25 protein-coding genes are annotated in these 20,982 nt (G+C 48.5%); 2 read left to right on the top strand and 23 right to left on the bottom strand.

Annotated elements, in window-relative coordinates; all coding sequences use genetic code 11:
• Window positions 1-334: 334 nt before the first annotated feature.
• The gene (locus SPTER_RS07225) at window positions 335-526 is read left to right on the top strand and encodes a hypothetical protein (RefSeq protein ID WP_144349709.1); all 192 of its coding nucleotides are present in this window, start codon (window positions 335-337) and stop codon (window positions 524-526) included.
• A gap of 215 nt (window positions 527-741) precedes the next feature.
• Here SPTER_RS07225 and SPTER_RS07220 read toward each other — a convergent pair whose 3' ends face one another.
• The 23 genes from SPTER_RS07220 to minC all read right to left on the bottom strand — a co-directional run bounded on the left by SPTER_RS07220 (window position 742) and on the right by minC (window position 19,808).
• On the bottom strand, window positions 742-1,626 hold the full coding sequence (locus SPTER_RS07220; RefSeq protein ID WP_144349708.1) for a CvfB family protein: 885 nt from the start codon (window positions 1,624-1,626) through the stop codon (window positions 742-744).
• A gap of 8 nt (window positions 1,627-1,634) precedes the next feature.
• The gene (gene rsfS / locus SPTER_RS07215; RefSeq protein WP_144349707.1) at window positions 1,635-1,985 is read right to left on the bottom strand and encodes a ribosome silencing factor; all 351 of its coding nucleotides are present in this window, start codon (window positions 1,983-1,985) and stop codon (window positions 1,635-1,637) included.
• 138 nt (window positions 1,986-2,123) lie between these two features.
• Window positions 2,124-3,116 carry an LCP family protein gene (locus SPTER_RS07210; protein WP_144349706.1) on the bottom strand — a complete coding sequence of 331 codons (993 nt, stop codon included), beginning with the start codon at window positions 3,114-3,116 and terminating at the stop codon, window positions 2,124-2,126.
• Window positions 3,117-3,149: 33 nt separating this feature from the next.
• Window positions 3,150-3,734 (bottom strand): bis(5'-nucleosyl)-tetraphosphatase (symmetrical) YqeK, encoded by a 585-nt coding sequence (gene yqeK / locus SPTER_RS07205; protein ID WP_144349705.1) that lies wholly within the window; start codon window positions 3,732-3,734, stop codon window positions 3,150-3,152.
• A gap of 139 nt (window positions 3,735-3,873) precedes the next feature.
• Entirely contained in the window at window positions 3,874-4,125 is a 252-nt protein-coding gene (locus SPTER_RS07200; protein ID WP_144349704.1) for an RNA recognition motif domain-containing protein, read from the bottom strand.
• Between the two features lie 109 nt (window positions 4,126-4,234).
• Complete coding sequence (gene nadD / locus SPTER_RS07195) at window positions 4,235-4,849, bottom strand: nicotinate-nucleotide adenylyltransferase (protein WP_144349703.1); 615 nt, start codon at window positions 4,847-4,849, stop codon at window positions 4,235-4,237.
• Window positions 4,850-5,112: 263 nt separating this feature from the next.
• A complete protein-coding gene (locus SPTER_RS07190; protein WP_144349702.1) occupies window positions 5,113-6,366 on the bottom strand; it encodes a glutamate-5-semialdehyde dehydrogenase in 1,254 nt (417 codons plus the stop codon).
• A gap of 16 nt (window positions 6,367-6,382) precedes the next feature.
• Window positions 6,383-7,510 (bottom strand): glutamate 5-kinase, encoded by a 1,128-nt coding sequence (proB, locus tag SPTER_RS07185; RefSeq protein ID WP_144349701.1) that lies wholly within the window; start codon window positions 7,508-7,510, stop codon window positions 6,383-6,385.
• 20 nt (window positions 7,511-7,530) lie between these two features.
• Complete coding sequence (yhbY, locus tag SPTER_RS07180) at window positions 7,531-7,839, bottom strand: ribosome assembly RNA-binding protein YhbY (RefSeq protein ID WP_144349700.1); 309 nt, start codon at window positions 7,837-7,839, stop codon at window positions 7,531-7,533.
• Window positions 7,840-7,850: 11 nt separating this feature from the next.
• The gene (gene obgE, locus SPTER_RS07175) at window positions 7,851-9,122 is read right to left on the bottom strand and encodes a GTPase ObgE (RefSeq protein ID WP_144349699.1); all 1,272 of its coding nucleotides are present in this window, start codon (window positions 9,120-9,122) and stop codon (window positions 7,851-7,853) included.
• A 214-nt stretch (window positions 9,123-9,336) separates the two neighbouring features.
• Window positions 9,337-9,552: a Spo0B domain-containing protein gene (locus SPTER_RS07170; protein ID WP_246105518.1), complete on the bottom strand. Its 216-nt coding sequence runs from the start codon at window positions 9,550-9,552 to the stop codon at window positions 9,337-9,339.
• 254 nt (window positions 9,553-9,806) lie between these two features.
• Window positions 9,807-10,100, bottom strand: a complete 294-nt coding sequence (gene rpmA, locus SPTER_RS07165) for a 50S ribosomal protein L27 (protein WP_144352792.1) — start codon at window positions 10,098-10,100, stop codon at window positions 9,807-9,809.
• Window positions 10,101-10,122: 22 nt separating this feature from the next.
• Entirely contained in the window at window positions 10,123-10,443 is a 321-nt protein-coding gene (locus SPTER_RS07160; RefSeq protein ID WP_144349698.1) for a ribosomal-processing cysteine protease Prp, read from the bottom strand.
• A gap of 9 nt (window positions 10,444-10,452) precedes the next feature.
• The gene (gene rplU / locus SPTER_RS07155; RefSeq protein ID WP_144349697.1) at window positions 10,453-10,764 is read right to left on the bottom strand and encodes a 50S ribosomal protein L21; all 312 of its coding nucleotides are present in this window, start codon (window positions 10,762-10,764) and stop codon (window positions 10,453-10,455) included.
• Window positions 10,765-10,896: 132 nt separating this feature from the next.
• Complete coding sequence (locus SPTER_RS07150) at window positions 10,897-12,336, bottom strand: Rne/Rng family ribonuclease (RefSeq protein ID WP_144349696.1); 1,440 nt, start codon at window positions 12,334-12,336, stop codon at window positions 10,897-10,899.
• A gap of 21 nt (window positions 12,337-12,357) precedes the next feature.
• Entirely contained in the window at window positions 12,358-13,062 is a 705-nt protein-coding gene (locus tag SPTER_RS07145) for a TIGR03936 family radical SAM-associated protein (protein WP_144349695.1), read from the bottom strand.
• A complete protein-coding gene (locus SPTER_RS07140; RefSeq protein ID WP_144349694.1) occupies window positions 13,062-14,921 on the bottom strand; it encodes a TIGR03960 family B12-binding radical SAM protein in 1,860 nt (619 codons plus the stop codon). Before SPTER_RS07140 ends, SPTER_RS07145 begins: the two co-directional genes overlap by 1 nt.
• 56 nt (window positions 14,922-14,977) lie before the next feature.
• The gene (locus SPTER_RS07135) at window positions 14,978-15,859 is read right to left on the bottom strand and encodes a M50 family metallopeptidase (protein WP_144349693.1); all 882 of its coding nucleotides are present in this window, start codon (window positions 15,857-15,859) and stop codon (window positions 14,978-14,980) included.
• Window positions 15,860-15,871: 12 nt separating this feature from the next.
• Window positions 15,872-16,630, bottom strand: coding sequence for a M23 family metallopeptidase (locus SPTER_RS07130; protein ID WP_144349692.1), 759 nt, complete (start codon window positions 16,628-16,630; stop codon window positions 15,872-15,874).
• A 138-nt stretch (window positions 16,631-16,768) separates the two neighbouring features.
• The gene (gene rodA, locus SPTER_RS07125; protein WP_144349691.1) at window positions 16,769-17,875 is read right to left on the bottom strand and encodes a rod shape-determining protein RodA; all 1,107 of its coding nucleotides are present in this window, start codon (window positions 17,873-17,875) and stop codon (window positions 16,769-16,771) included.
• Between the two features lie 122 nt (window positions 17,876-17,997).
• Window positions 17,998-18,276, bottom strand: a complete 279-nt coding sequence (minE, locus tag SPTER_RS07120) for a cell division topological specificity factor MinE (protein WP_144349690.1) — start codon at window positions 18,274-18,276, stop codon at window positions 17,998-18,000.
• Between the two features lie 24 nt (window positions 18,277-18,300).
• Complete coding sequence (gene minD, locus SPTER_RS07115) at window positions 18,301-19,092, bottom strand: septum site-determining protein MinD (RefSeq protein WP_144349689.1); 792 nt, start codon at window positions 19,090-19,092, stop codon at window positions 18,301-18,303.
• 32 nt (window positions 19,093-19,124) lie between these two features.
• Window positions 19,125-19,808 (bottom strand): septum site-determining protein MinC, encoded by a 684-nt coding sequence (gene minC, locus SPTER_RS07110; protein ID WP_144349688.1) that lies wholly within the window; start codon window positions 19,806-19,808, stop codon window positions 19,125-19,127.
• A 174-nt stretch (window positions 19,809-19,982) separates the two neighbouring features.
• Here minC and SPTER_RS07105 point away from each other — a divergent pair, with 174 nt between their 5' ends.
• Window positions 19,983-20,945 (top strand): bile acid:sodium symporter family protein, encoded by a 963-nt coding sequence (locus SPTER_RS07105; protein ID WP_144349687.1) that lies wholly within the window; start codon window positions 19,983-19,985, stop codon window positions 20,943-20,945.
• The last annotated feature ends 37 nt before the right edge of the window (window positions 20,946-20,982 follow it).

Below are 20,982 nucleotides of genomic sequence, written 5' to 3'. Positions count from 1 at the left end.
AATCATGTATTGGCCGCCCATACGTAAAAAGCTAGCAATCATTGCCGCTCATGTGAAGCATTCATGCGGGAAAACTAGTACCGTGCGCCGCTTAAAAATTTGCGATTAGATTGGAGAATTTTTTGTCCTGCGAGGCGAGACGCTAATTGATTCATTAAAATCTGCTTTAATGAACCGGCAGATGATGGATCTCTTATTACTTGCGCGGGCCTTGCATATCGGATATAGGCAAAGGCGCCGACAACGAAGCAGGGCGGCAAAAGACCGCAATATAAGCCAAACTTTTCGGTGACGCACGGTACTCGCATTATGATTCACCAGGGGAGGTGATACTATGACAAGCAAAAAATCTGCTTTCTGGAATGGGAAAAATTTTGCGGGTGAATCACAAGCAGGTTCCCAGAACTTAATTGCCGAAGGCCCGCGGACAACGTCCAGCCAGGCAAAGTATGAAGTGAGCAATGAAACCCTCGCAGCCGCAGACCTCCAGCCGGCTGTCAAAGCGACGGGCAAGGAAACGAAATAACAGCGGCTGACATCTGGACACTAAGCAGCTAGTTCGCTTGCAATCAAAATTAGGGAGGCGTGATAATATGGCTAACAAAGACAAAAAAAACAAACAGAAAGCAAACATCGATACCGAAAAACATGGGAATGCAGGCGACCAGAAAAAGAATATGCCCTGCAAAAATTCACTCCCCACATGATAGACAGTTAAAGTGTAAAAGAGCTGAAGGCGGCTTATTCACCGTCTTCAGCCTCTTTTTTCAGATACGTCCAGCCCTCTTTTTGCTCGATTCGCCGGTCCTTAAGCAGACGACCCAGAGCGCGCTTAAAAGCAGCTTTACTGATATTAAACTTCTCCTTAATAATTTCGGGCGGGGAATTATCACTATACGGCATTTGGCCCCCGCGGGCCCGGAGCACCGCCAGAATATTTTCCGTGTCAGTATCCATGGCCGCTTCTTTGACAGGACGCATCGACACATTAAGCCGGCCGTCTTCTCTCAGGTAGGTAACCCGGGCCTCTAGTTCGGCGCCAACCCGGGGGCGCTCAGTCATTTCATCATTATGCAGAAAGGCAATAAACCGTTCTTTAGTAAAAAGGAAAGCCCCCTGATCGCTATAATTATATACTGAACCAACGACAGTGTCGCCGATTTTTAGGCCTTCTGCCGGCCTTGAAGCTTGCCTGAGCTCATCTTCAACCTCCATCGTAACTGCAGGGCGCCCTGATTTATCACGGTACAGCTTAACCCATATTTTCTCGCCCCGGCGCGGTAGGCCCCGTCTGCCGGCATGGGGCATAAAGACACCCCGTTCTGCCCCGATATTAACAAAGGCTCCGTCCCGTGTGGTATTAATCACTTCCACCCTGGCCACCTGCCCTTCCCGCATCTGTGGCAGGCGCATACTGGCTGTCAGCCGGCCTTTAGGGTCCTTATAAAGATAAACCTTGAGCGTCTGGCCTATGGTTACTTCTTCAGCCTGCTGCGCTTTATGGAGTAATATATCATCACTGGTATTGCCTGTACCGGCATCCAGAAATGCTCCCATTTCATTTTTGCGGACTACAGTCAGGTCAACTACATCACCGGGCTGATAATTGTGCTTACGGTTATCCATTATTACACCTAACCTTGATATACTACTTGTTTGGCATCGCCCCACAAACGCTCAAGCTTATAAAACTGACGGTCTTCATCAAGAAAAATATGAGCTACACAATTGCCGTAATCAAGAAGTACCCATCGGGCGTCACGATAGCCTTCCCGGCGCAACAGCCTGATCCCCTGTTCGCTGAGTTGTTCTTCAATGTTATCGGCAATTGCCTGGACCTGGGTGATTGAGTTAGCGCTGCAAATAACAAAATAATCAGTCACCGGTGAAATGCCGGTTAAGTCCATAATTACAATATCGCCTGCTTTTTTATCGCTGGCAGCCTTGGCCACTGATTCTGCTAAATTGTTGTCAGTTTGAATCATTCGTTAAAAAATACCTCCTGGAATCCGCTTCTATAAACTATCTTTTTCTTTCCGGATTTATTTTATTCGGACTTTGCTGGCAATTATCCTGCAAAAAAAAAGGCAAAGCGCAATAAAATACGCTTTGCTCCGGTATTTTTAATTTTTCCGGGTGGAACCGGGCCCCTCCTGGTATATCCCGCTCACTTTGGTTGTAGCAATAAACATGGTTTCAACAAGTTGTTTTGTCATTTCCTTATCAGGAATCCAATAACTCAGCCCCTCGATTGTAGCAAAATCACCAGGCAGCATTTCCGCATACAGGTCCTCGGAGTTGAAGCCTTTAAGACTATTGGCAACCTTAACCATCGTCATTGCCGACATATCGGTCTCGATATACTCGTTAAGGGTATTCACCAGAGCCGGTACTTTCAAAATAGTACCTACCTGCAGCGTTTCCTTGGCCAACGCTTTAATAAATCGCTGCTGGCGCTGCACCCGGCCGATATCCCCCAGTTCATCGCTGCGAAAACGGACATACTTCCCGGCTTTTTCACCATCAAGGTGTTGATAGCCCTGCTTAATATGAATCTCAAGGTCAGCATAAGGGTCTCTGTAATTCATGTTATGTTCAACGTAAAGGTCTACGCCGCCCAAAATGTCAATCACCTTTATAAACGCCTGCCAGTCAATAACCACATAGTAATTGATCGGCACATGCAAAAACTGCTCCACTGTGCTGCGGGCCAGTTCGGCTCCGCCATAAGCATACGCGTGATTAAGCTTGTCATAGCCTTTACGGCCCGGAATAGTAACCTTGGTATCACGGGGTAATGACAGGATATTAACCGTCCCCTGCTGGGGGTTGATACTTGCCACCATCATCGTATCTGATCGTCTGGCCAGGTCATTGGGGTTCTCATGATCTTTGTCATCCACCCCCAGGAGCAGGATGTTGACCCTGTTGCTTAATGTTTCCGGCGGCCGTTCACTCTGCTTAACTACCGGTGCTACCGGCGCACTGCGAACAATATTAAGGTAAGCATACACGGTAGCCCCGGCTAAGGCAACTACGGCAATAAGCAACAAAATGAGCAGCAGCAGAACCCTGTCCCAGCGTACCTTGCGCGACTGCCGTTGCGGTTCGCTCATGGTATCATCTCCTCTCCCGAAAGACAACACCCTTTATTTACATTGAGTTTTTTGTCTTTGTAATAGTAAAAAATTACGCCCGCCAATTGAGGCCGGATGGATAAGCATTCCCTGTTCAAGCATATAGGTAACAGACTCGTCATAAGCGGCAATCATCGCCGCATCCAAATCAGCAGCAGCCAGGCGGCGGAGCTTGTCCACGCCGGGAAAACTGCGGCCTGGTTCAATAAAATCAGCTAAATAAATTATCTTCTCCAGCTTTGATAAATTGGGCCCGCCGGTAGTGTGCAGGGCAATGGCTTTAAGAATCTGCTGGTCCGTAATCCCATATTCGGTTTGGGCCATGCAGGCTCCCAGCGGAGCATGCAGCAGCACTGGTTGACAATGTTCAACATCACTCACCACTATACCAAAAGCCGCTGCTGTTGGCAATAGGTTATTGCTGGGTATTGCCCGGCCGCAATCATGAAGTAATCCGGCCAGTTTGGCTTTATCTATATCGGCGCCGTAGCGGGCCGCCAAATCGCTCGCAGTTTCGCTTACACCAAGGGAGTGGTGAAATCGCTTTGCTGATAAATTTTGCGACAGTTTTTCGGTAAGCTGGCTAAGATCCAGCATCTTACATCACCTGCTCTTTACTACTAAAATTCGTCAATTTATGAGGATATCCTTTTTTATATAAAATAAAAAACCTCCTAAAGCTAGGAGGTGAGTACATCAAAAACATGTATGATTTACACGCTCAACGCCACTGGGATTAATCCTGGCGCGGCTTAGCTTCATTAACGACAATCTGCCGGCCTGCAATTTGCGAGCCATTCATGGCCTCAACCATTTTTTCGGCGTCAGCGTCCTCAACCTCCACAAAACCGAAACCACGGGAACGGCCTGTTTCTTTGTCTGTAATGATCCGGCTTGATATCACAGAACCATGCGGGCTAAATGCATCCGCAAGCGCGGTGTCTGTAGTATTCCAGGGCAGGTTACCGACATAGAGTGTTTTTGCCATAGGGAATCACCTCCGTTACATCAGGATACTAACCAAAACAAGTTTTACGTTAACATTATCTGCAAAAACAGAAGATTTATGCTTCCCCCGGCTTGCCTTTATTTGGTACTTACCGGTATAAGCCTTCTTTATAAATATAGTCTTCCACGCTTTCCGGTACAATATATTTGATAGAACGGCCCTTTTTTACCCGTTCTCTAATATCAGTGGAAGAGATCTCCAGCTCCGGCGTGGCCAGTCGCTGAATACTGTGCCGCCCCTTGGTACCGAATTGTTTGATTACCTGATCAATATAGCTGATAGAGCCTGGCCGAGTAGCGGCCACAAAAAAACACAATTCCAGCAACTCGTCAATATTCTGCCAGCTGGGTAAGTCTTTAACCGCATCGGCGCCGGTAATGAAATAAAGCTCTGTGCTGGCACCATAACAGTCAATTAAGGCCCTGACCGTATCTACCGTATAGGAGGGACCGGAGCGCTCAAGTTCAAGGGCGGACACTAGAAAATAAGGGTTGGAATAAGTGGCCAGTATTGTCATAATATAGCGGTGAATGGCCGGTGTAACCAGGGACTGCAGTTTATGCGGCGGGTTACTGGCCGGAATAAATAAGACTTTATCCAGATTGTATTCAATCCGGACAGCTTCGGCTGTGACTAAATGACCGATGTGAATGGGGTCAAATGTCCCGCCCATAATACCAACTTTAGCTTTTGCCTGTGCCATATTGATCTGCCTTTCAATAATATCCAAAATATTCCATAACTTTTCTACTATTATAACAAATGCCTCTTAATAGGAAACGCCGCCTCAGGGTGTTGACAATAAACTTGCAGTGAACCACACAAAAAGGCAAGCACCAGCAATGATAACCGCTGCCCGGGCATAGTCGCCAGCATCGTGGCTGCCTTTAGGCGTGCGCAAATAGTTCCTGACAGCAAAGCAATAACCTGTTATCAGTTTCATTTTACTCAGCATGGCAGATATGACTACCTGATTTGCCCGGAGCCGTTTACCAAATATTTAATACTGGTCAGCTCACGCAGGCCCATCGGCCCCCTGGCATGAAGCTTTTGGGTGCTGATACCGATTTCAGCGCCAAAGCCAAACTCAAAGCCATCGGTAAAACGGGTTGAGGCATTAACATAAACCGCAGCAGCATCAACTTCCTGTTGAAAGCGCCTGGCATTATTGTACTCGCTAGTGACAATGGCTTCAGAATGGCGGGTACTATAGGCCGCAATATGCGCAAGCGCAGTATCAAAATCGTCTACCACTCTAATGGCCAGAATCAAATCCAGGAACTCGGCCGCCCAGTCTTCCTGGCTCGCCGGCCTGACGGACTGATGATATTTCATAGCCTCAGGACAGCCCCGCAGCTCAACACCGGCCTGATGATAGCGCTCTAACAGAGCCGGCAGGAATGCAGCCGCAATCCTCTTATGTACCAGCAAAGTCTCCATTGCATTGCACACACCAGGGCGGGACACTTTAGCATTGAAGGCGATATCTCCGGCCATCACGAGATCAGCACTGGCGTCTACAAAGGTATGGCAAACGCCTGTACCGGTCTCAATCACCGGCACGGTGCTGTTCTCAACAACAGTCTTGATAAGGCCGGCCCCGCCCCGGGGGATAATTACATCCAGATACTGATTCAGCTTCAACATAGCCGTAACGGCCTGCCGGTCTGTTGTTTCAACAAGCTGGATGGCTGCTGCCGGTATACCGGCAGCAGCCGCCGCCCTGGCAATAACCGCCGTAACCGCCGTATTAGAGGCGATGGCCTCCGAACCGCCGCGCAAGATTACAGCATTACCAGCTTTGAGGCACAAGCCGGCGGCATCAACAGTAACATTGGGCCGTGCTTCATAGATAATACCAATAACACCCAGCGGCACATGTACTTTCGTAATGGCAAGACCATTAGGACGAATCCAGCCGGCTGCAGCCTCGCCAACAGGGTCAGGCAGCATTGCAATCTGCCGTAACCCGGCAGCCATGGATGCAATCCTGGCCTCATTTAACAGCAGCCGGTCAATCAGTGGCTTAGCCATTCCATTAGCCGCAGCCCGCTCAACATCGGTAGCATTAGCGGCCATAATTTCAGCCTGCTCCTGTTCCAAAGCATCAGCCATAGCCAGCAAAGCCTTGTCCTTAACAGCGGTTGACAGCGTAGCCAGCCGGCGTGCGGCCTGCCTGGCGGCCGCGCCTTTGCCGGCAAGTTCAGTTATGCAGTCCATACTCCCCTCTCCTCTCCTACACTAAAAGTACCAGATTGTCGCGATGCACAACCTCATCATAAGGCTTAGAGCCTAATATATTGCTGATTTCAGGGGTATGGGCCCCCATGATTTTCTGTATATCTTCCGCACTGTAGTTAGTGATGCCGCGGGCCATCTCCCGGCCGGCAGCATTTTTTATACTAATCGTATTGCCTAATTCAAAGTTCCCCTCAACTGCAGTTATCCCGGCCGCTAACAGACTGGAACCGCCATTCAAGAGAGCTTGTTCACAGCCCTTGTCTACGGTTACCCGGCCACTCACGCTCACGCCAAAAGCCAGCCAGCGTTTCCTGATTTGCAGGCGGTTTTCTTTGGAGACAAAAACGGTGCCTACTTTACGCCCCTGCAATACATCCCGTACCACACCATCCCGGCCGCCGGAAGCAATCACCATGGCCACGCCGGAATTGACAGCAATTTTTGCCGCCTGAATTTTGGTATACATACCGCCTGTTCCCCGCAGGGTACCCGGGCCTCCGGCTAAAGCTTCGATCTCCGGGGTGATATCGGTAATCTCACTAAGCAGTACGGCTTCCGGATCAGTCTGAGGATTAGCCGTATAGACACCCTCCACATCAGATAAAATGATGAGCAGGTCAGCATCAATGATGCTGGCGACCATTGCTGACAGGGTGTCATTATCACCAATTTTCAGTTCATCAATAGCCACAGCATCATTTTCATTAACAATGGGAATGACGCCCTGGTTCAGGAGCGCCATGAGTGTATTGCGGGAGTTGGTATAGCGCTTGCGGTTAACAGAGTCAGCCCGGGTCAGTAACACCTGGGCAACAATCTGGCCATATTCGCCAAACAATTTTTCATAAATATGGAGCAGGATTCCCTGACCAACCGCAGCAGCAGCCTGTTTTTCCGGAATTGTTTTTGGCTTGTCTTTCAGCCCCAGTCGATCTATCCCCGCACCAACAGCACCGGAGGTAACCAGAATAATCTGTTTTCCCTGATTGGCCAGATCCGATAATTCACGGACCAGCTTTTCTATTCGCAAAAGATTAAGTTTGCCGGTGGCGTGAGTTAAGGTGCTGGTACCAACCTTAACCACTATGCGGTTCGCATTGCCCAAATTTTCTCTGGTAAGCATAATGATGACTCCCCCATAGTTCACGGCAGTTCGATCTTAGACTTTTCCTCATTTTTCTTATATAGTAAGCCGTTGCGGCCAATTACCTGGACCAGTTCGGCACCAGTGGCTCCGGCCAGGGCGGTAATGGCTGTTTTCGGTTCTTCCGGGCTGTTCTGCAATACCCGGACCTTAATAAGCTCACGGGCAGCCAGCACCTGTACGGTACTCTCAATGACGGAAGCCGGTACACCGCCTTTGCCAATCTGAACAACAGGTTCAAGCGTGCTCCCAAGGGCTTTTAAAAAGCGCTTTTGCTTACCTGTTAGTGTAGTTTCCTTTGCTAGCAAAATCTTTCCTCCTATGGCCTAAATTCAAATTCCATATCATGAATCCGTACAGTATCCCCTTCCTGAATGCCGCGGGTCCTCAGTTCGGCATCAATTCCCAGTTTGCGCCAGATCGACTGAAACCGGCGCAACCCTTCTTCATCGCCAAAACGGGTCATCGCCACCAGCTTTTCAATTCCTTCGCCCTCGACAACAAAGGCACCGTCAACATCCCGTTTAACAGCAAATGCCTCTTCCGGCCTGGCCTCGTATACCTTGGCGGCCTCAATTTCCGCCGGTTCTTCCACATACTCCGCCAAAAGCTGTACGGCTCGCTGCATCAAGGCAGTTAAGCCGTCACCGGTTGCCGCTGAAACAGGGTAGATTTCATGACCTAAGCCAGTCATATATTCTGCCACCCGCTGATAGTTGGCCTGGGCCTCAGGCAAATCCATTTTATTGGCGGCAATGATTTGGGGGCGCTTAAACAACCGTTCATTATATAATTTGAGCTCATTATTAATTTTATGAAAATCATCAATCGGGTCACGGCCTTCCAGACCGGAGACATCAAGTACATGAATAAGAACTTTGGTACGTTCCACATGGCGGAGGAAATCATGCCCAAGCCCTACGCCCTCATGGGCTCCCTCAATGAGCCCGGGAATGTCAGCCAGCACAAAATTCTGTCCTGCGGCAATACTAACAACCCCCAGAACCGGCGATAAGGTAGTGAAGTGATAGGCGGCAATTTCGGGTTTAGCTGCCGATACCATAGATAAAATACTTGACTTGCCTACACTGGGATAGCCCAGCAGGCCAACATCGGCCAGCAGCTTCAGTTCCAGCAGTAGCGAGCGCTCTTCACCCGGTTCGCCTAATTCGGCGAAAGTAGGAGCCCTGTTGACACTGTTAACAAAGCGGGCATTGCCGCGGCCACCCCGGCCGCCTTTAGCCACCACGACTGTCTGCCCCGGCTCGGTAATATCACCAAGCACCTGACCGGTGGCTTCATCTTTGATAAGGGTTCCTGGCGGCACCTTAATCAGCAGGTCTTCCGCGCCCCGGCCATGCATATTGCTGGTTTGCCCGTGGGCGCCGCTATTGGCTTTAAACTGCCGTTTATAACGGAAATCAATCAGGGTATTGAGACTGGCATCACCAATTAAGACAACATTGGCCCCCCGGCCGCCGTCCCCCCCGCTTGGTCCGCCTTTGGGAACATATTTCTCCCGGCGGAAGCCGGACATGCCATTGCCGCCGCTGCCGGCTTTTATGGTTATTTTAGCTCTGTCGATAAACATAGAAAATCCCCTTGCGTTTTATAAGTAATATGCGCTGCCGCGCCGTTTTTTACCCCAGCAAATTATAAAAATTCAAAGCTATGATCTACGGGCTAGAGAAAATCTTTTACCCTAAAGGACCCAGGCGGCTGCTACCGGCAACCTGAGGGATTGGCAGAAGCCAAGTTTTTCTGACCAGTGGCCTGTTAACTAGTAAGCTGTTGGCTAGCTAAGGTCAAAGGTGTTTATTTTGATAAGCAGCCAGCACATTTGATATCATTTCAGGATCATGCGCAAGTTTTTCTATATATTGTATTGCTTTCTCACCACGTCCCAATTGAATCATCGCGTGAATAACCTGCAGGTGGTTTAAGAAATCATGACGCTGAATACGGAGCAGCTTGACTAGGTCAGTACATGTCATTACTTCAGAGCAGCTTGTGTTTGTCATACAATCATCCTTCCGGTATACTGCAGAATGATATGTCTTTCGCCCCGGCCAGCCAAAATACCTGTCGGCTTTCGACAGGTCGGGCAAAAATTAGAAAAACTTGGCTTCTGCCAAGTCCTTTAGGCCGCCGGCACAAGCCGCCTGTGCCCTTTAAAGTAAAGATTTTTTTATCCCGCCGCAAATCATAACATTGAACTTTGTAAATTCTGATAGGGTTAGAAAAACCTGCGGCTTTGTGGGCCGCAGGCATTTCATTAGATAGCTTCTTCAGCTGCAGGATACACACTTACTTGCCGGTCATAACGACCTCTGCGCTCGAAAGCGACTTTGCCGGGAACTTTGGCAAATAAAGTATCGTCTTTGCCAATGCCGACATTGTTACCTGGATGGAAATGAGTACCACGCTGGCGTACCAGAATACTGCCTGCAGTAACCACTTCGCCGGCGTGACGTTTAACGCCCAGGCGTTTAGCCTCACTGTCACGGCCATTACGGGTGCTACCCACGCCTTTTTTATGTGCAAATAACTGTAAGTCAAAAGAATGCAGTTTAAATTTTTCCATGTTGCTTTCACCTCCTGTGCTCAATAATCCGCACACGCTTAGGATATAGTCTGGCAATTTCAGTTAAACCGAGCAGCATGGTTTCAAAGACTGCCGTCGTAAGACTATCAGGCTGGCTGATAAGCTCAACCATAAGCCCGCTGCGGTCCTGCACCAGGTCAATTTCCCGCCGCAAGTGGCGTTCAATTCCCATGACGGCGGACTGAGTAAGAGCAGATACGCCTGCACAAACAATGTCCTGACCAGGCGGGGCGGCGTAGGCATGTCCGTTTACCATAAACCCGGTAATTGCCTGCTTGTTATCACGAATTAATGTAACCGTAATCATTATTGGACCTTAAGCAAAAATCTTGTCAATGCGGACTTTTGTAAAAGGCTGGCGATGACCCTGACGGCGGCGATAATTGGATTTTGCTTTGTATTTAAAAACCAAAATCTTCTTACCCTTGCCATGAGACACTACTTCAGCAGTAACTTTAGCATCACTTATCAGCGGTTTGCCGATAACAACCTCACCGTCTTTGACTACAGTCAGAACACGGTCAAAATCAACAGTCTGGCCTTCAGCCACGTCAATTTTTTCGATACTAAGAACATCGCCTTCAGTAACACGGTATTGTTTACCGCCTGTTTCAATAATAGCGTACATAATATTGCACCTCCCCTGCCTAGGACTCGCCGGATACGGTAACAAAGCACAGTTTGTTTTAAGACCTCTCCGCGCGGTTACAATAGACTTAATGCCTACATCATAAAATTTTACCATAATGGTAATAGTTTGTCAATCCGGTTTCCAAAGCAATGAAAACAACTCCGGATTCAGCGTGTGAGCAGCTTCGACAGCAAGGGCTCTGGCCGTTTCCTGCTCCAGCCTTTTCAGCTCTCCCTGCCTGTTTAAAAAATGGGCTACCTGGGGATGAACCTGAATGACCAGCCTCCCGCCCGTCCGGGGCCGTTTGTTCAGTTTTCTCAGTTCTCGTTTGATATCGATAACAACAGTGGCCGGTGATTTTATGCGGCCTCTCCCCCAACAGCACGGGCACTGGTCATAAAGCATGCCATTAATATTTTGTCTGGCCTTTTTCCGGGTCATTTCAACCAGCCCCAGGCTGGTTATTCCTAAAACATTTGATTTCGTACGGTCCTTTTTGAGTTCAAGCTCCAGCGCTGTTAATACCGCTGACCGCTGCTCGGCTTTGGCCATATCAATAAAATCAATAATAATAATACCACCAATGTCTCTTAACCTAAGCTGTCTGGCAATCTCGGCCACCGCCTCCAGGTTGGTCTGAAATACGGTTTCAGACAGATTAGTGTTGCCGATAAACTTGCCGGTATTGACATCAATAACCGTCAATGCTTCCGTATAGTCAATAACAAGATAGCCGCCGCAGGCCAGTTCTACCCGCCGGTTACGCAGGCTTTCCAGCTTCGCCTCAATATTAAAGCGGCTGAACAGGTCATTGTCCGGTCCGCTGGCCTGCTCGTACAGCCTGACACACCCAGCAAGCTCAGGTGATGTATACTTCAATAAATCAATAACCCGGGTATAGGCTTCCTGGCTGTCGATGATAAATTCCGCAATATCACTGGTCAGGTAATCGCGGACAATCCGCACGACAAGGTCAGCATCCCGGTAAATGAGCGCCGGGGCCTGAATCCGTTTAGCCCGGGCGCTCAGGCTTGACCACATATTGGTCAGATAGGCCATATCATTGACCAGTTCTTCCTGGCTTTTGCCTGCAGCCACCGTCCTGACAATGACCCCCATCCCGGCCGGTCGTATTTTTTCAGCCAGCTGCCTTAATCTTTCCCGTTCCGGTTCATCTTCAATGCGGCGTGAAATGCCAATATAATCAACAGTTGGCATAAATACGATATATCGTCCTGGCAAGGTCAGGCTGATGGTGGCCCGTGGCCCTTTTTCCCCCATCGCGTCTTTGGCGATCTGTACCAGGATGTCCTGGCCAACCGTTAAATGCCGGCAGGCAGCCTGGCGGCCGGCATCACCCATATATAAAAATGCATTTTTATCACGCCCGATATCAACAAAGGCAGCCTGCATGCCTGGTAAAACATTTTTAACTTTCCCTTTATAAATGTTGCCGACCAAATGTCCGCTGTCGCTGCGTTCCACCGCTATTTCCATAAGCTGGCTGTCTTCCAGGACCGCAACCCGGGTTTCTTCCGGCATAACATTGGCAATAATACTCTTTTTCATACCTGTTTCCTTTATCATTAATTATAGTTCAAGCGGTGATCTCTGCCCCCGTCCGTCCCAGACAAACAACCCGGTGCGGTGAATAAGCGCATTGCCGCCATCAGCAGGTAAACCATAACGACCTGTTAACACGGCCAGCACCTCAGCAGGCTTGACGCTGCCGCTGGGGGTAATCCTAATGGCTAGGCGTACTGTTAATGATTGATTATCTGCGGCAAGGCTGGCAGTAACCGGGCCAGCAAGAAATTCTGTAATATCAATCTCGCGACGGCCCTTGGGTGATTCTTTGATATACAGGATTTCGACTTCACTGTTGAAACTGCTGAGACTCGTCATTGCCGCCGCCAAGGTAGCCGCCGGCATTAAAGGAACCATAATATCATAGGTGGCCAGGTTAACAACTGCCATAAGGGCCGGACTGGGAGTGTGCACATACCTGGCAGCTTTAAGTTCGATCCCTGCGGGCAATTGCGCCTTAAGCCGGGCCTCAATACCGGCAACATCCGGCGCTGCCGTCAGTTCGAGATCAAGATATTCGGCCTCGCTTGTCACTCCCACCGCCAGCGCTGATGCGAAGGCCATTTTCAGGTGTGGGTTAAAGCCTTCAGAATAGGCGGCCGGCAGCCCGGCCCGGCGGACAACCCGTTCAATTGTGCCGGCAAAATCCAGATGTGACACATAGCGTATTTCATTGCCCTTAGTTATTTTTAGCCGCAGCTTTGCCATTATGCCTGCCCCCAGTCTACGACTTTAACGTCAAGATTCCGGCAAACGCCGCAGGCACCGCACTCTTTATGACGGCAGTCAGGTGTAAAAGCCCCCTGCTGCGCAGCCTGCCATTCCCGTACCAGAAAAGACTTGTCCACGCCTGATGATAAATGTTCCCAGGGCAGAGCCTCATCTATATCCCGGTTACGACTGGCATAAGCTGCAGGATCAACATTCTCAGCGGCAAAAGCGTCCATCCATATATTATATCTAAAATGGTCAGACCAACCGTCAAACTTTACGCCATTCTGCCACGCCCGGAGGAGCACCTTGCCCAGTCGGCGGTCACCTCGGGAAAATACCCCCTCCAGAAAACTGGTGCGGGCATCATGCCAGCTAAGCGAGAGGCTGCGGTCTTTAATAAGGGACCGTAAAAGCCTTTGTTTGCGTTCGATTTCCTCAACAGAATTCTGGCCAAACCACTGAAAAGCAGTATGCGGCTTAGGCACAAACGAGGATACACTGACAGTGACTTTTGCCCCCCTGCGGCCTTTTATCTGTTTATAAAGATCGGCAACCTGCTGGGCCAAGGCGGCAATACCGGCTATATCCTCATCCGTTTCCGTCGGCAGGCCGATCATAAAATAGAGTTTAATTGTTGACCAGCCTGCTCTAAAAGCAGCGCTTACCGCCTCGATAAGGTCGGCCTCAGTAACCCCTTTATTAATTACATCCCGCAGCCGCTGCGTCCCGGCCTCAGGTGCAAAAGTCAAACCGCTTTTCCTTACCTGTTGTACCTGATTGGCCAAATCAATAGAAAAGCTGTCAATCCTGAGAGACGGCAGCGACACACTTACTCCCTGCGGTTTAAAGCGGGTGGTAAGGCGGTTAATCAGAGGGCTCAGACATGAATAATCAGCTGAACTTAAAGATACCAGGGATATCTCATTATAACCGGTGTTATCGATAAGCGCCTGGACGTAGCCTAACAGTGTTTCTATGTTACGCTCCCGTACAGGCCGATAGAGTACACCGGCCTGACAAAAACGGCAGCCGCGGGTACAGCCCCGGAATAACTCCAGCATGATACGGTCATGAACAATTTCAATAAACGGAACAATGGGCTTGGTCGCAAACATCACTTGATCAAGATCAGGGATTACACGTTTGCTAATGGTCTGTTTAGCTTCGGGAATATCTGTACAGATACCGGCCCACCGGCCGGCGGCATCATATTCTGCCTCATAAAAACCCGGCACATAAACACCCTGTAATTCGGCAAGCTGTCGTAAAATACCTGCTTTACCATTTAATTTCCCAGATAATTTCCAATCGGCAATGGCCGCCGCAACCTCGCTGATAACCTCTTCCGCTTCGCCCAGAATGAAGAAGTCTACAAAGTCGGTCATAGGCTCCGCATTAAAAGCACAGGGTCCGCCGCAGGCCACCAGGGGCTGTGTTGCCTCACGTTCAGCCGCTAACAGGGGGATACCGGCTAAATCGAGCATATTAAGCACATTACTATAGCTTAGTTCATACTGTAAAGAAAAACCGATAATATCACACTCAGCTACGGGCCGCTTTGTTTCCAGTGTATATAACCGAATACCGGCATTTCTCATCTCGGCTTCCAGATCTACCCAGGGAGCGTAGGTACGTTCGGCAAACGTGTCTGCACGTTGATTAAGGATCTGATATAATATTTTTAGCCCCAGATTAGACATGCCGACTTCATATACATCAGGCATAGCCAGAACAAAGTTTACCATAGCCGGCTTGAGGTCTTTAACCACACTATTCCATTCATAACCGGTATAACGGGCTGGTTTCATTACCTTGCTCAGAATAGCAGGACTGACAGGATCTAAGAAATGCATATGTACCTCCAAATGAATAGCTATAAAAAATATTATGTATTTTTCCAGGGGAAATATCAAGCTTTATTTATAAAATCATTTACTTTTCCCTTAATTCCCCGCTCCAGCAGCTTTTCCCACACCTCAGTCTCGGTAAGAGCTCCGCTCAGATGGAAATTGCGATCAACAATATGGATCACATAATATTGTTCTGGGCCTAACAGCCGGATAACGTCACTCACGGCAGTATTCTCCATCGCTGTAAGGTGGCTGGTTGGCATAACGCCACGACTTGACAGTTCTGCTTTTTTGCCGGCCAGAATCCTCATGCCCCGCAGCCCGGCCAGGTTGTTTTCGGCCCGGGCGGTAATAAATAGAAAACCTGCTGCTATCAGCATTGTCAGGTTGATAATGCCTTGCAGCCAGTATTCGAGCCCGGCCAATAGTATCAGTAAGCAGCCAATGATATGGCTGATAGTGACAACAATTGCCGTAGACTCACGATAATCACGGCGCCGGGACAGCAGGGCCCGTAAAATTCTCCCCCCGTCCAGCGGCAAAGCCGGCAGCAGATTAAACAGAGCCAGGGTAAGATTTACTTCACCATAGAAACGTACTACCTCCTGCCAGGCACCGGCTTCATTCAATCGGGCATAACATAAAGCCGCCAGAACCAGGCTTGCCATCGGTCCGGCGGCTGCGATCATTATTTCACTGGCCGCGCCGGCATCAGCCAGGCGCTCAACCCGTGCCATTGCGCCAAAAGGCAGCAATTCGACCTGCTTAACCTTGTAGCCTAAACCGCCGGCCATTAGCATATGGGCAAGTTCGTGCAATAATACCGCACTGAACACCAGCAGTATTTTGCCACCAAGACCGGCAGCCGTAAACAAAGCAAGCAATACTAAAAACCAATTGTTAAAAATAATCTCGACCCCTGCCACTTTACCGGCCCGCATATTTCACATCCTTTATTTCACAGTTTCACCTTTTATTCTGGGGAGAGGATCAATGGCCTTGCCGTTTTCTCTCAGCTCAAAATATAGTACAGGCGCAGCTGCACCTGTTTTGCCAACCCGTCCGACTACCTGTCCCTGACTTACCAAATCGCCATCTTTCACTAAAACATCGGCTAAATGCCCGTAAAAGGTCTCAACCTCCTGTCCATGGTCGATGATTAATATCTTGCCAAACTGAGTACTATCTGTAACTATCTTGACCCTGCCGGCGGCGGCAGCATGCACACTGCTCCCGGCCGGAGCAGCAATATCAATGCCTTCCCGTAAAAGATCCTTCTGCAGCTCTGGATTTGTTTGCCAGCCATACCCGCTCATCACCTGACCGTCCACAGGTTTCGTCATATACATTAAAGGGTCGGCCGGCCGGGAAACAGTGGCCTGGACTTGTTTAAGCACCGGAATTTCTGAAAGTTGAATGGCATTGGGCCAATAGGAATTAATATAATCTATTGTTTTCACCGAATAGTAAACAAAATCAGTCTGTGTTGTCAGCAATTTCCGCACAGCACCTGTGACTTCCTGTCCAATCCGGGTGTCTGACACATGCGCACCATAAATCATGACAAACAGCGCCAAAGCGGCAACAGTCTTTTTTAGCCAGGTATAATCAGGTGTGTCTTCATAATATAATTGCCAGTTTTTTTCATTATTGCGGCTCCGCCGGCTGAGTTGCCAGCGGTTTTTCAAACGGTTCCACAGCCTTGTCGTCATGTTAAGCCCTCCATAAACACCGGCTAAAGTATCTTATGGAATATATATGATAAAACTGCAGATTTATAACTATTTATAACTATATGTAATCCAATAAAAGCAATAAAAAAAGTAAAGCGAGCCCTCGGCTCGCTGCAGTCAAAACAAAATCTTTTGCCTTCGCATATGAATATTTAACAATATGCCGATACTGACCAGATTAGTCGTCAGTGAGCTTACACCATAGCTCATGAGTGGCAGCGGAATGCCGGTAACAGGCATAATACCTGCTGTCATACCCACATTAACCAGGAGATGGAAAGCCAGCATCGATGTAATACCTGTTGCTACAAGCATACCAAAATTATCCCGGGCAGCCCCGGCAATTTTTATCCCCCGATAAAGTAAAATAAAATAAAACAGCAAAATCAGGGTTGCGCCGACAAAACCCAGTTCCTCGCCAATAACTGCAAAAATAAAATCGGTATGGTTTTCCGGCAGGAAGTTTAGCTGGCTCTGAGTGCCATTAAACAGGCCTTTACCAAACAACATACCGGAACCAATGGCAATCTTGGACTGGATGATATGGTAGCCGGACCCCAAGGGGTCAACATTCGGATCAATAAATACGGTTAAGCGCTTTTTTTGATAATCTTTTAAAAAGTGCCAGAAAACTGGCAGGAACGCAAGACCAGCGCCGATAATTGACAGTAAATGGCGGGTACTTATACCAGCCACAAAAATCATGCCAAATAATATTGCCAAAAATACCAGCGAAGTTCCCAAATCCGGCTGTTTTAACACCAGGAAAAAGGGTATCCCGACAAAAATAAACACCGGGATAATCTCTTTAAAGCTGTTAAGCCGGCCTGTACGTTTGTCCAGGACCTGCGCCAGGGCAATAATCATAATCAATTTAGAGAACTCTGACGGCTGCAGACTAATCGGGCCAATCTGAATCCAGCGTTGAGCCCCCAGAGCTGATTGGCCGACAAACATAACCGCCAGCAGCATGATCAGGTTGAAGATATAAAGAAAGCCGGCAAATTTCTCTAGTGACCGATAATCAAAATTGAGTATGAAAAAAATTATAATAATACTCGCCAAAGCGAACAGCCCCTGGCGTTCAACATACCAATAGCGGTCCTCGCTCGGTCCGTTAATGTGAGTAGCACTGCCAATAATAACCAGACTAATAAGGACCAGGAGGACTGTAACACCAATAAGTATAAAGTCCAGGTTCCGCAACAGGCGCTGGTTAAGCATACAGACCATCCTTCTCTCTAAACAATGTCTTATATATTATAATAGTATTTCCCGCCTGCGTCCAGTATTGCGGACCTAAAGAAAAAAGCAGAGTACTTTTGTTCTACTCTGCTTTCATAAATTTACTCGCCTGCCATGGTCCCCCGCTTCATGCGATTGACCGGAATATTAGCTACCAGAGCCACCTGTGTATTGGTCTTGGTCAGGCTGATTTCCATATCGGTTTCATTGATATCCATATAGTTTGAAATTACTTTTATCATGTCATCTTTAATGGCTTCCATAAACTGCGGCGATACATTGACACGATCATGTACCAGCACAAATCTGAGCCGTTCTTTGGCAATGTCTTTCGATCCCTGAGGCTCTCTGCCAAACAGTTTTTGTATAAGCTCAAACACCTTTGTTCCCCTCCCTGACACTATTTAAAACCCTAACACTTTTCTAAACTTACCCCACAAGCTGTCATTAACCTCAAACGACATAAGCGGCACGTTTTCCCCCATCAGCCGCCGGATGATATTGCGGTAAGCAATACCGGCCAGGGCTGTCGTATTGGCGATTGCCGGTTCACCCCGGTTGGTCGAAATAACAATATACTCGTCTTCCGGAATTACCCCCAGTAAATCAACAGCCAGGATTTCAATAATATCATCAATATCCATCATATCGCCTTTTTTAACCATCAGGGGCCGAATGCGGTTAACAATCAGCTTGGGATTATGTTTGCCTGCAGATTCCAGCAAACCAATAATTCGGTCTGCATCCCGGACGGCAGATACTTCCGGTGTGGTAACGATAATAGCCCGGTCAGCGCCGGCAATGGCATTTTTAAAGCCCTGCTCTATACCGGCCGGGCAATCGATGATAACATAATCGAATTCCTGGGCCAGTTCCTTGCAAAGCTGCTGCATTTGATCGGGCGTTACGGCATTTTTGTCCCTGGTCTGAGCCGCCGGCAGCAGATAGAGCGTTTCATACCGCTTGTCCCTGATCAGTGCCTGCTTTAAACGGCAGTTGCCGTCTGTTACATCCACTAAATCATACACAATTCTGTTCTCAAGCCCCATGACTACATCAAGGTTACGCAGACCAATATCGGCATCTACCAGGACCACCTTTTTGGCCTGCAGGGCAAAACCAGTGCCAAGATTGGCTGTTGTCGTTGTTTTGCCTACGCCACCCTTGCCTGATGTAATAACAATTACTTCCCCCATCTATGTACCTCCCTAAACTTATCAAAGACAGTTTACACTTCCTTTGACGCTAAATTCACCTTATCGGCCGGTTCAATAACAACGATACCTCTAACTATGCGCGCAGTCTCCCTGCAGGTGGGGTTGTCCTCATTATCGGGAGCTCTGGCAATCATGCCCGCGATCCTTAGCTGGCCTGCAATCAGTTTGTCAGCAGTAATTGTCGCCAGTTGATCACCGTTGGCGCCGGCATGAGCCACCCCCCGGCAGGTTCCGGTAACCGTAATACTGCCACCGGCAATGATCTCCGCCCCGGGATTTACATCCCCCATAATAATAACCGACCCGCTAAATACGATCCGCTGTCCGCCGCGCAGCATTCTTGACACTATCAAAGTTTTTCCGCCCTCAGGCTCCTGACGGTATTCCACAGGGATTTCACCGTCCGGGCTGCCGGCCCCGGTTGCCAAAGTGTCCTCTGTCAAATTCGGCGGTATCGTCTGATCCTCCAAAGCCAGTCCATAATCTGCCAACAGACTGATAAGCTGCCGCCGTTCATCCCCGGTCAACGAATTCGATCCAGCTACCACTTTTACACCGGCGTTGCCTGTAAAAAAATGAGCGGCTGATTCCAACTTCTCTTTCAGCTGTTCCAAAAGAGAGGTAAAATCGACGGATTCGTTGATTACCAGTTCAAGACCGCCCTTATTTCCTTTAAATACTATATCCTCCCGCATACCTACTCCCTAAATTTTACCATATGTTATTATCTATATGTCAACTAAAATTCGCCTTAATTAACAAATTTCCTGCAGACAATTAATCAGCGCCAGTTAAAATTACCACCAGGAAGAGATCTAACCCATAACCAGGAATATAGTAACTTTAGTTTTTCTCTAGGGGGTTAATCCATGCTTAGTTGTTTGGCAAAAATAACTGCCTGGCTGAGCCAGCGCATGTTTTTGATTGTCTTATCGGCCTTGTTCTTTGGTTTTCTCGCTCCACTCTCCGACTCTGCTATTCTCCGGACAGTGGTAATTGGCGCTTTCGCCTATATGACATTTGTTACCGCCCTTGACATCAGCTTTAAAGAGTTCCTGCAGGTACTTAAAAAGCCGCTTATTCCCATATGGATATTAATATTAATCCATATTATCTCCCCCTTCATTGCCTGGCTGGCCGGGCTTAGCCTGTTCGCCGGCAATCATAATGTGCAGTTGGGCTATTTAATTGGTGCCTCTACCCCGATCGGCGTAACCTCAGTTATCTGGACGGCACTGACCCAGGGTAATGTATCGATTGCACTGGTTGCCGTAACGCTTGACACCCTCATTGTACCTGTAATGCTGCCCTTTTTCTGTAAAATCGTTATTGGGCAGGTGCTGCAAATTGACTATATGCAAATGATGTTCCAGCTGCTGCTCATGGTAACCGTACCCAGCCTATTAGGCATGGCACTGCATGATTATAGCAGCACAATACTTACTCCCGCTATTAGAATCGTTGCCGGTTTTATCGCTAAAATTGCCTTTTTTGCAGTAATTTTTATCAATGCAGCGATCGTCGGTCCCAGCATTAGCTGGGACCTCTCCACCCTGAAGATAGTTTTAGTTACTATGCTGTTGGTAGCCGCCGGCTATGTTACCGGTTTCCTGGGTTCCTATGTGTTCGGTGACAGATCTAAAGCAACAGCCTTAGCCATGATTTATTGCGTGGGCTTGCGCAATATAAGCTTTGGCCTGGTTTTAGCCCTGACCTTTTTTCCCCCGCCGGTTGCGGTGCCAATCACAATGTTTATCTTGTATCAACAGCCCTTTGCCGCAGTCATTCCTTATCTGTTTCAGAAATTTACCCCTAATAAACATCTGGCCTGACGGCACACTCCTAGGCCGGACTTCCGGCTCGTAAAAA

The organism is Sporomusa termitida (genome assembly GCF_007641255.1).
GTDB classification, from domain to species: domain Bacteria; phylum Bacillota; class Negativicutes; order Sporomusales; family Sporomusaceae; genus Sporomusa; species Sporomusa termitida.
The sequence above is the reverse complement of the archived record's forward strand: the minus strand, read 5'-3'. Positions and strand labels throughout refer to the sequence as shown.

Bases quoted from the DNA above. Each gene is read 5' to 3' on its own strand.
- SPTER_RS07225 (WP_144349709.1), top strand. From the start codon at position 335: ATGACAAGCAAAAAATCTGCTTTCTGGAATGGGAAAAATTTTGCGGGT.
- SPTER_RS07220 (WP_144349708.1), bottom strand. From the start codon at position 1,626: ATGGATAACCGTAAGCACAATTATCAGCCCGGTGATGTAGTTGACCTG.
- rsfS (WP_144349707.1), bottom strand. From the start codon at position 1,985: ATGATTCAAACTGACAACAATTTAGCAGAATCAGTGGCCAAGGCTGCC.
- SPTER_RS07210 (WP_144349706.1), bottom strand. From the start codon at position 3,116: ATGAGCGAACCGCAACGGCAGTCGCGCAAGGTACGCTGGGACAGGGTT.
- yqeK (WP_144349705.1), bottom strand. From the start codon at position 3,734: ATGCTGGATCTTAGCCAGCTTACCGAAAAACTGTCGCAAAATTTATCA.
- SPTER_RS07200 (WP_144349704.1), bottom strand. From the start codon at position 4,125: ATGGCAAAAACACTCTATGTCGGTAACCTGCCCTGGAATACTACAGAC.
- nadD (WP_144349703.1), bottom strand. From the start codon at position 4,849: ATGGCACAGGCAAAAGCTAAAGTTGGTATTATGGGCGGGACATTTGAC.
- SPTER_RS07190 (WP_144349702.1), bottom strand. From the start codon at position 6,366: ATGGACTGCATAACTGAACTTGCCGGCAAAGGCGCGGCCGCCAGGCAG.
- proB (WP_144349701.1), bottom strand. From the start codon at position 7,510: ATGCTTACCAGAGAAAATTTGGGCAATGCGAACCGCATAGTGGTTAAG.
- obgE (WP_144349699.1), bottom strand. From the start codon at position 9,122: ATGTTTATCGACAGAGCTAAAATAACCATAAAAGCCGGCAGCGGCGGC.
- SPTER_RS07170 (WP_246105518.1), bottom strand. From the start codon at position 9,552: ATGACAAACACAAGCTGCTCTGAAGTAATGACATGTACTGACCTAGTC.
- SPTER_RS07160 (WP_144349698.1), bottom strand. From the start codon at position 10,443: ATGATTACGGTTACATTAATTCGTGATAACAAGCAGGCAATTACCGGG.
- rplU (WP_144349697.1), bottom strand. From the start codon at position 10,764: ATGTACGCTATTATTGAAACAGGCGGTAAACAATACCGTGTTACTGAA.
- SPTER_RS07150 (WP_144349696.1), bottom strand. From the start codon at position 12,336: ATGAAAAAGAGTATTATTGCCAATGTTATGCCGGAAGAAACCCGGGTT.
- SPTER_RS07145 (WP_144349695.1), bottom strand. From the start codon at position 13,062: ATGGCAAAGCTGCGGCTAAAAATAACTAAGGGCAATGAAATACGCTAT.
- SPTER_RS07140 (WP_144349694.1), bottom strand. From the start codon at position 14,921: ATGCATTTCTTAGATCCTGTCAGTCCTGCTATTCTGAGCAAGGTAATG.
- SPTER_RS07135 (WP_144349693.1), bottom strand. From the start codon at position 15,859: ATGCGGGCCGGTAAAGTGGCAGGGGTCGAGATTATTTTTAACAATTGG.
- SPTER_RS07130 (WP_144349692.1), bottom strand. From the start codon at position 16,630: ATGACGACAAGGCTGTGGAACCGTTTGAAAAACCGCTGGCAACTCAGC.
- rodA (WP_144349691.1), bottom strand. From the start codon at position 17,875: ATGCTTAACCAGCGCCTGTTGCGGAACCTGGACTTTATACTTATTGGT.
- minD (WP_144349689.1), bottom strand. From the start codon at position 19,092: ATGGGGGAAGTAATTGTTATTACATCAGGCAAGGGTGGCGTAGGCAAA.
- minC (WP_144349688.1), bottom strand. From the start codon at position 19,808: ATGCGGGAGGATATAGTATTTAAAGGAAATAAGGGCGGTCTTGAACTG.
- SPTER_RS07105 (WP_144349687.1), top strand. From the start codon at position 19,983: ATGCTTAGTTGTTTGGCAAAAATAACTGCCTGGCTGAGCCAGCGCATG.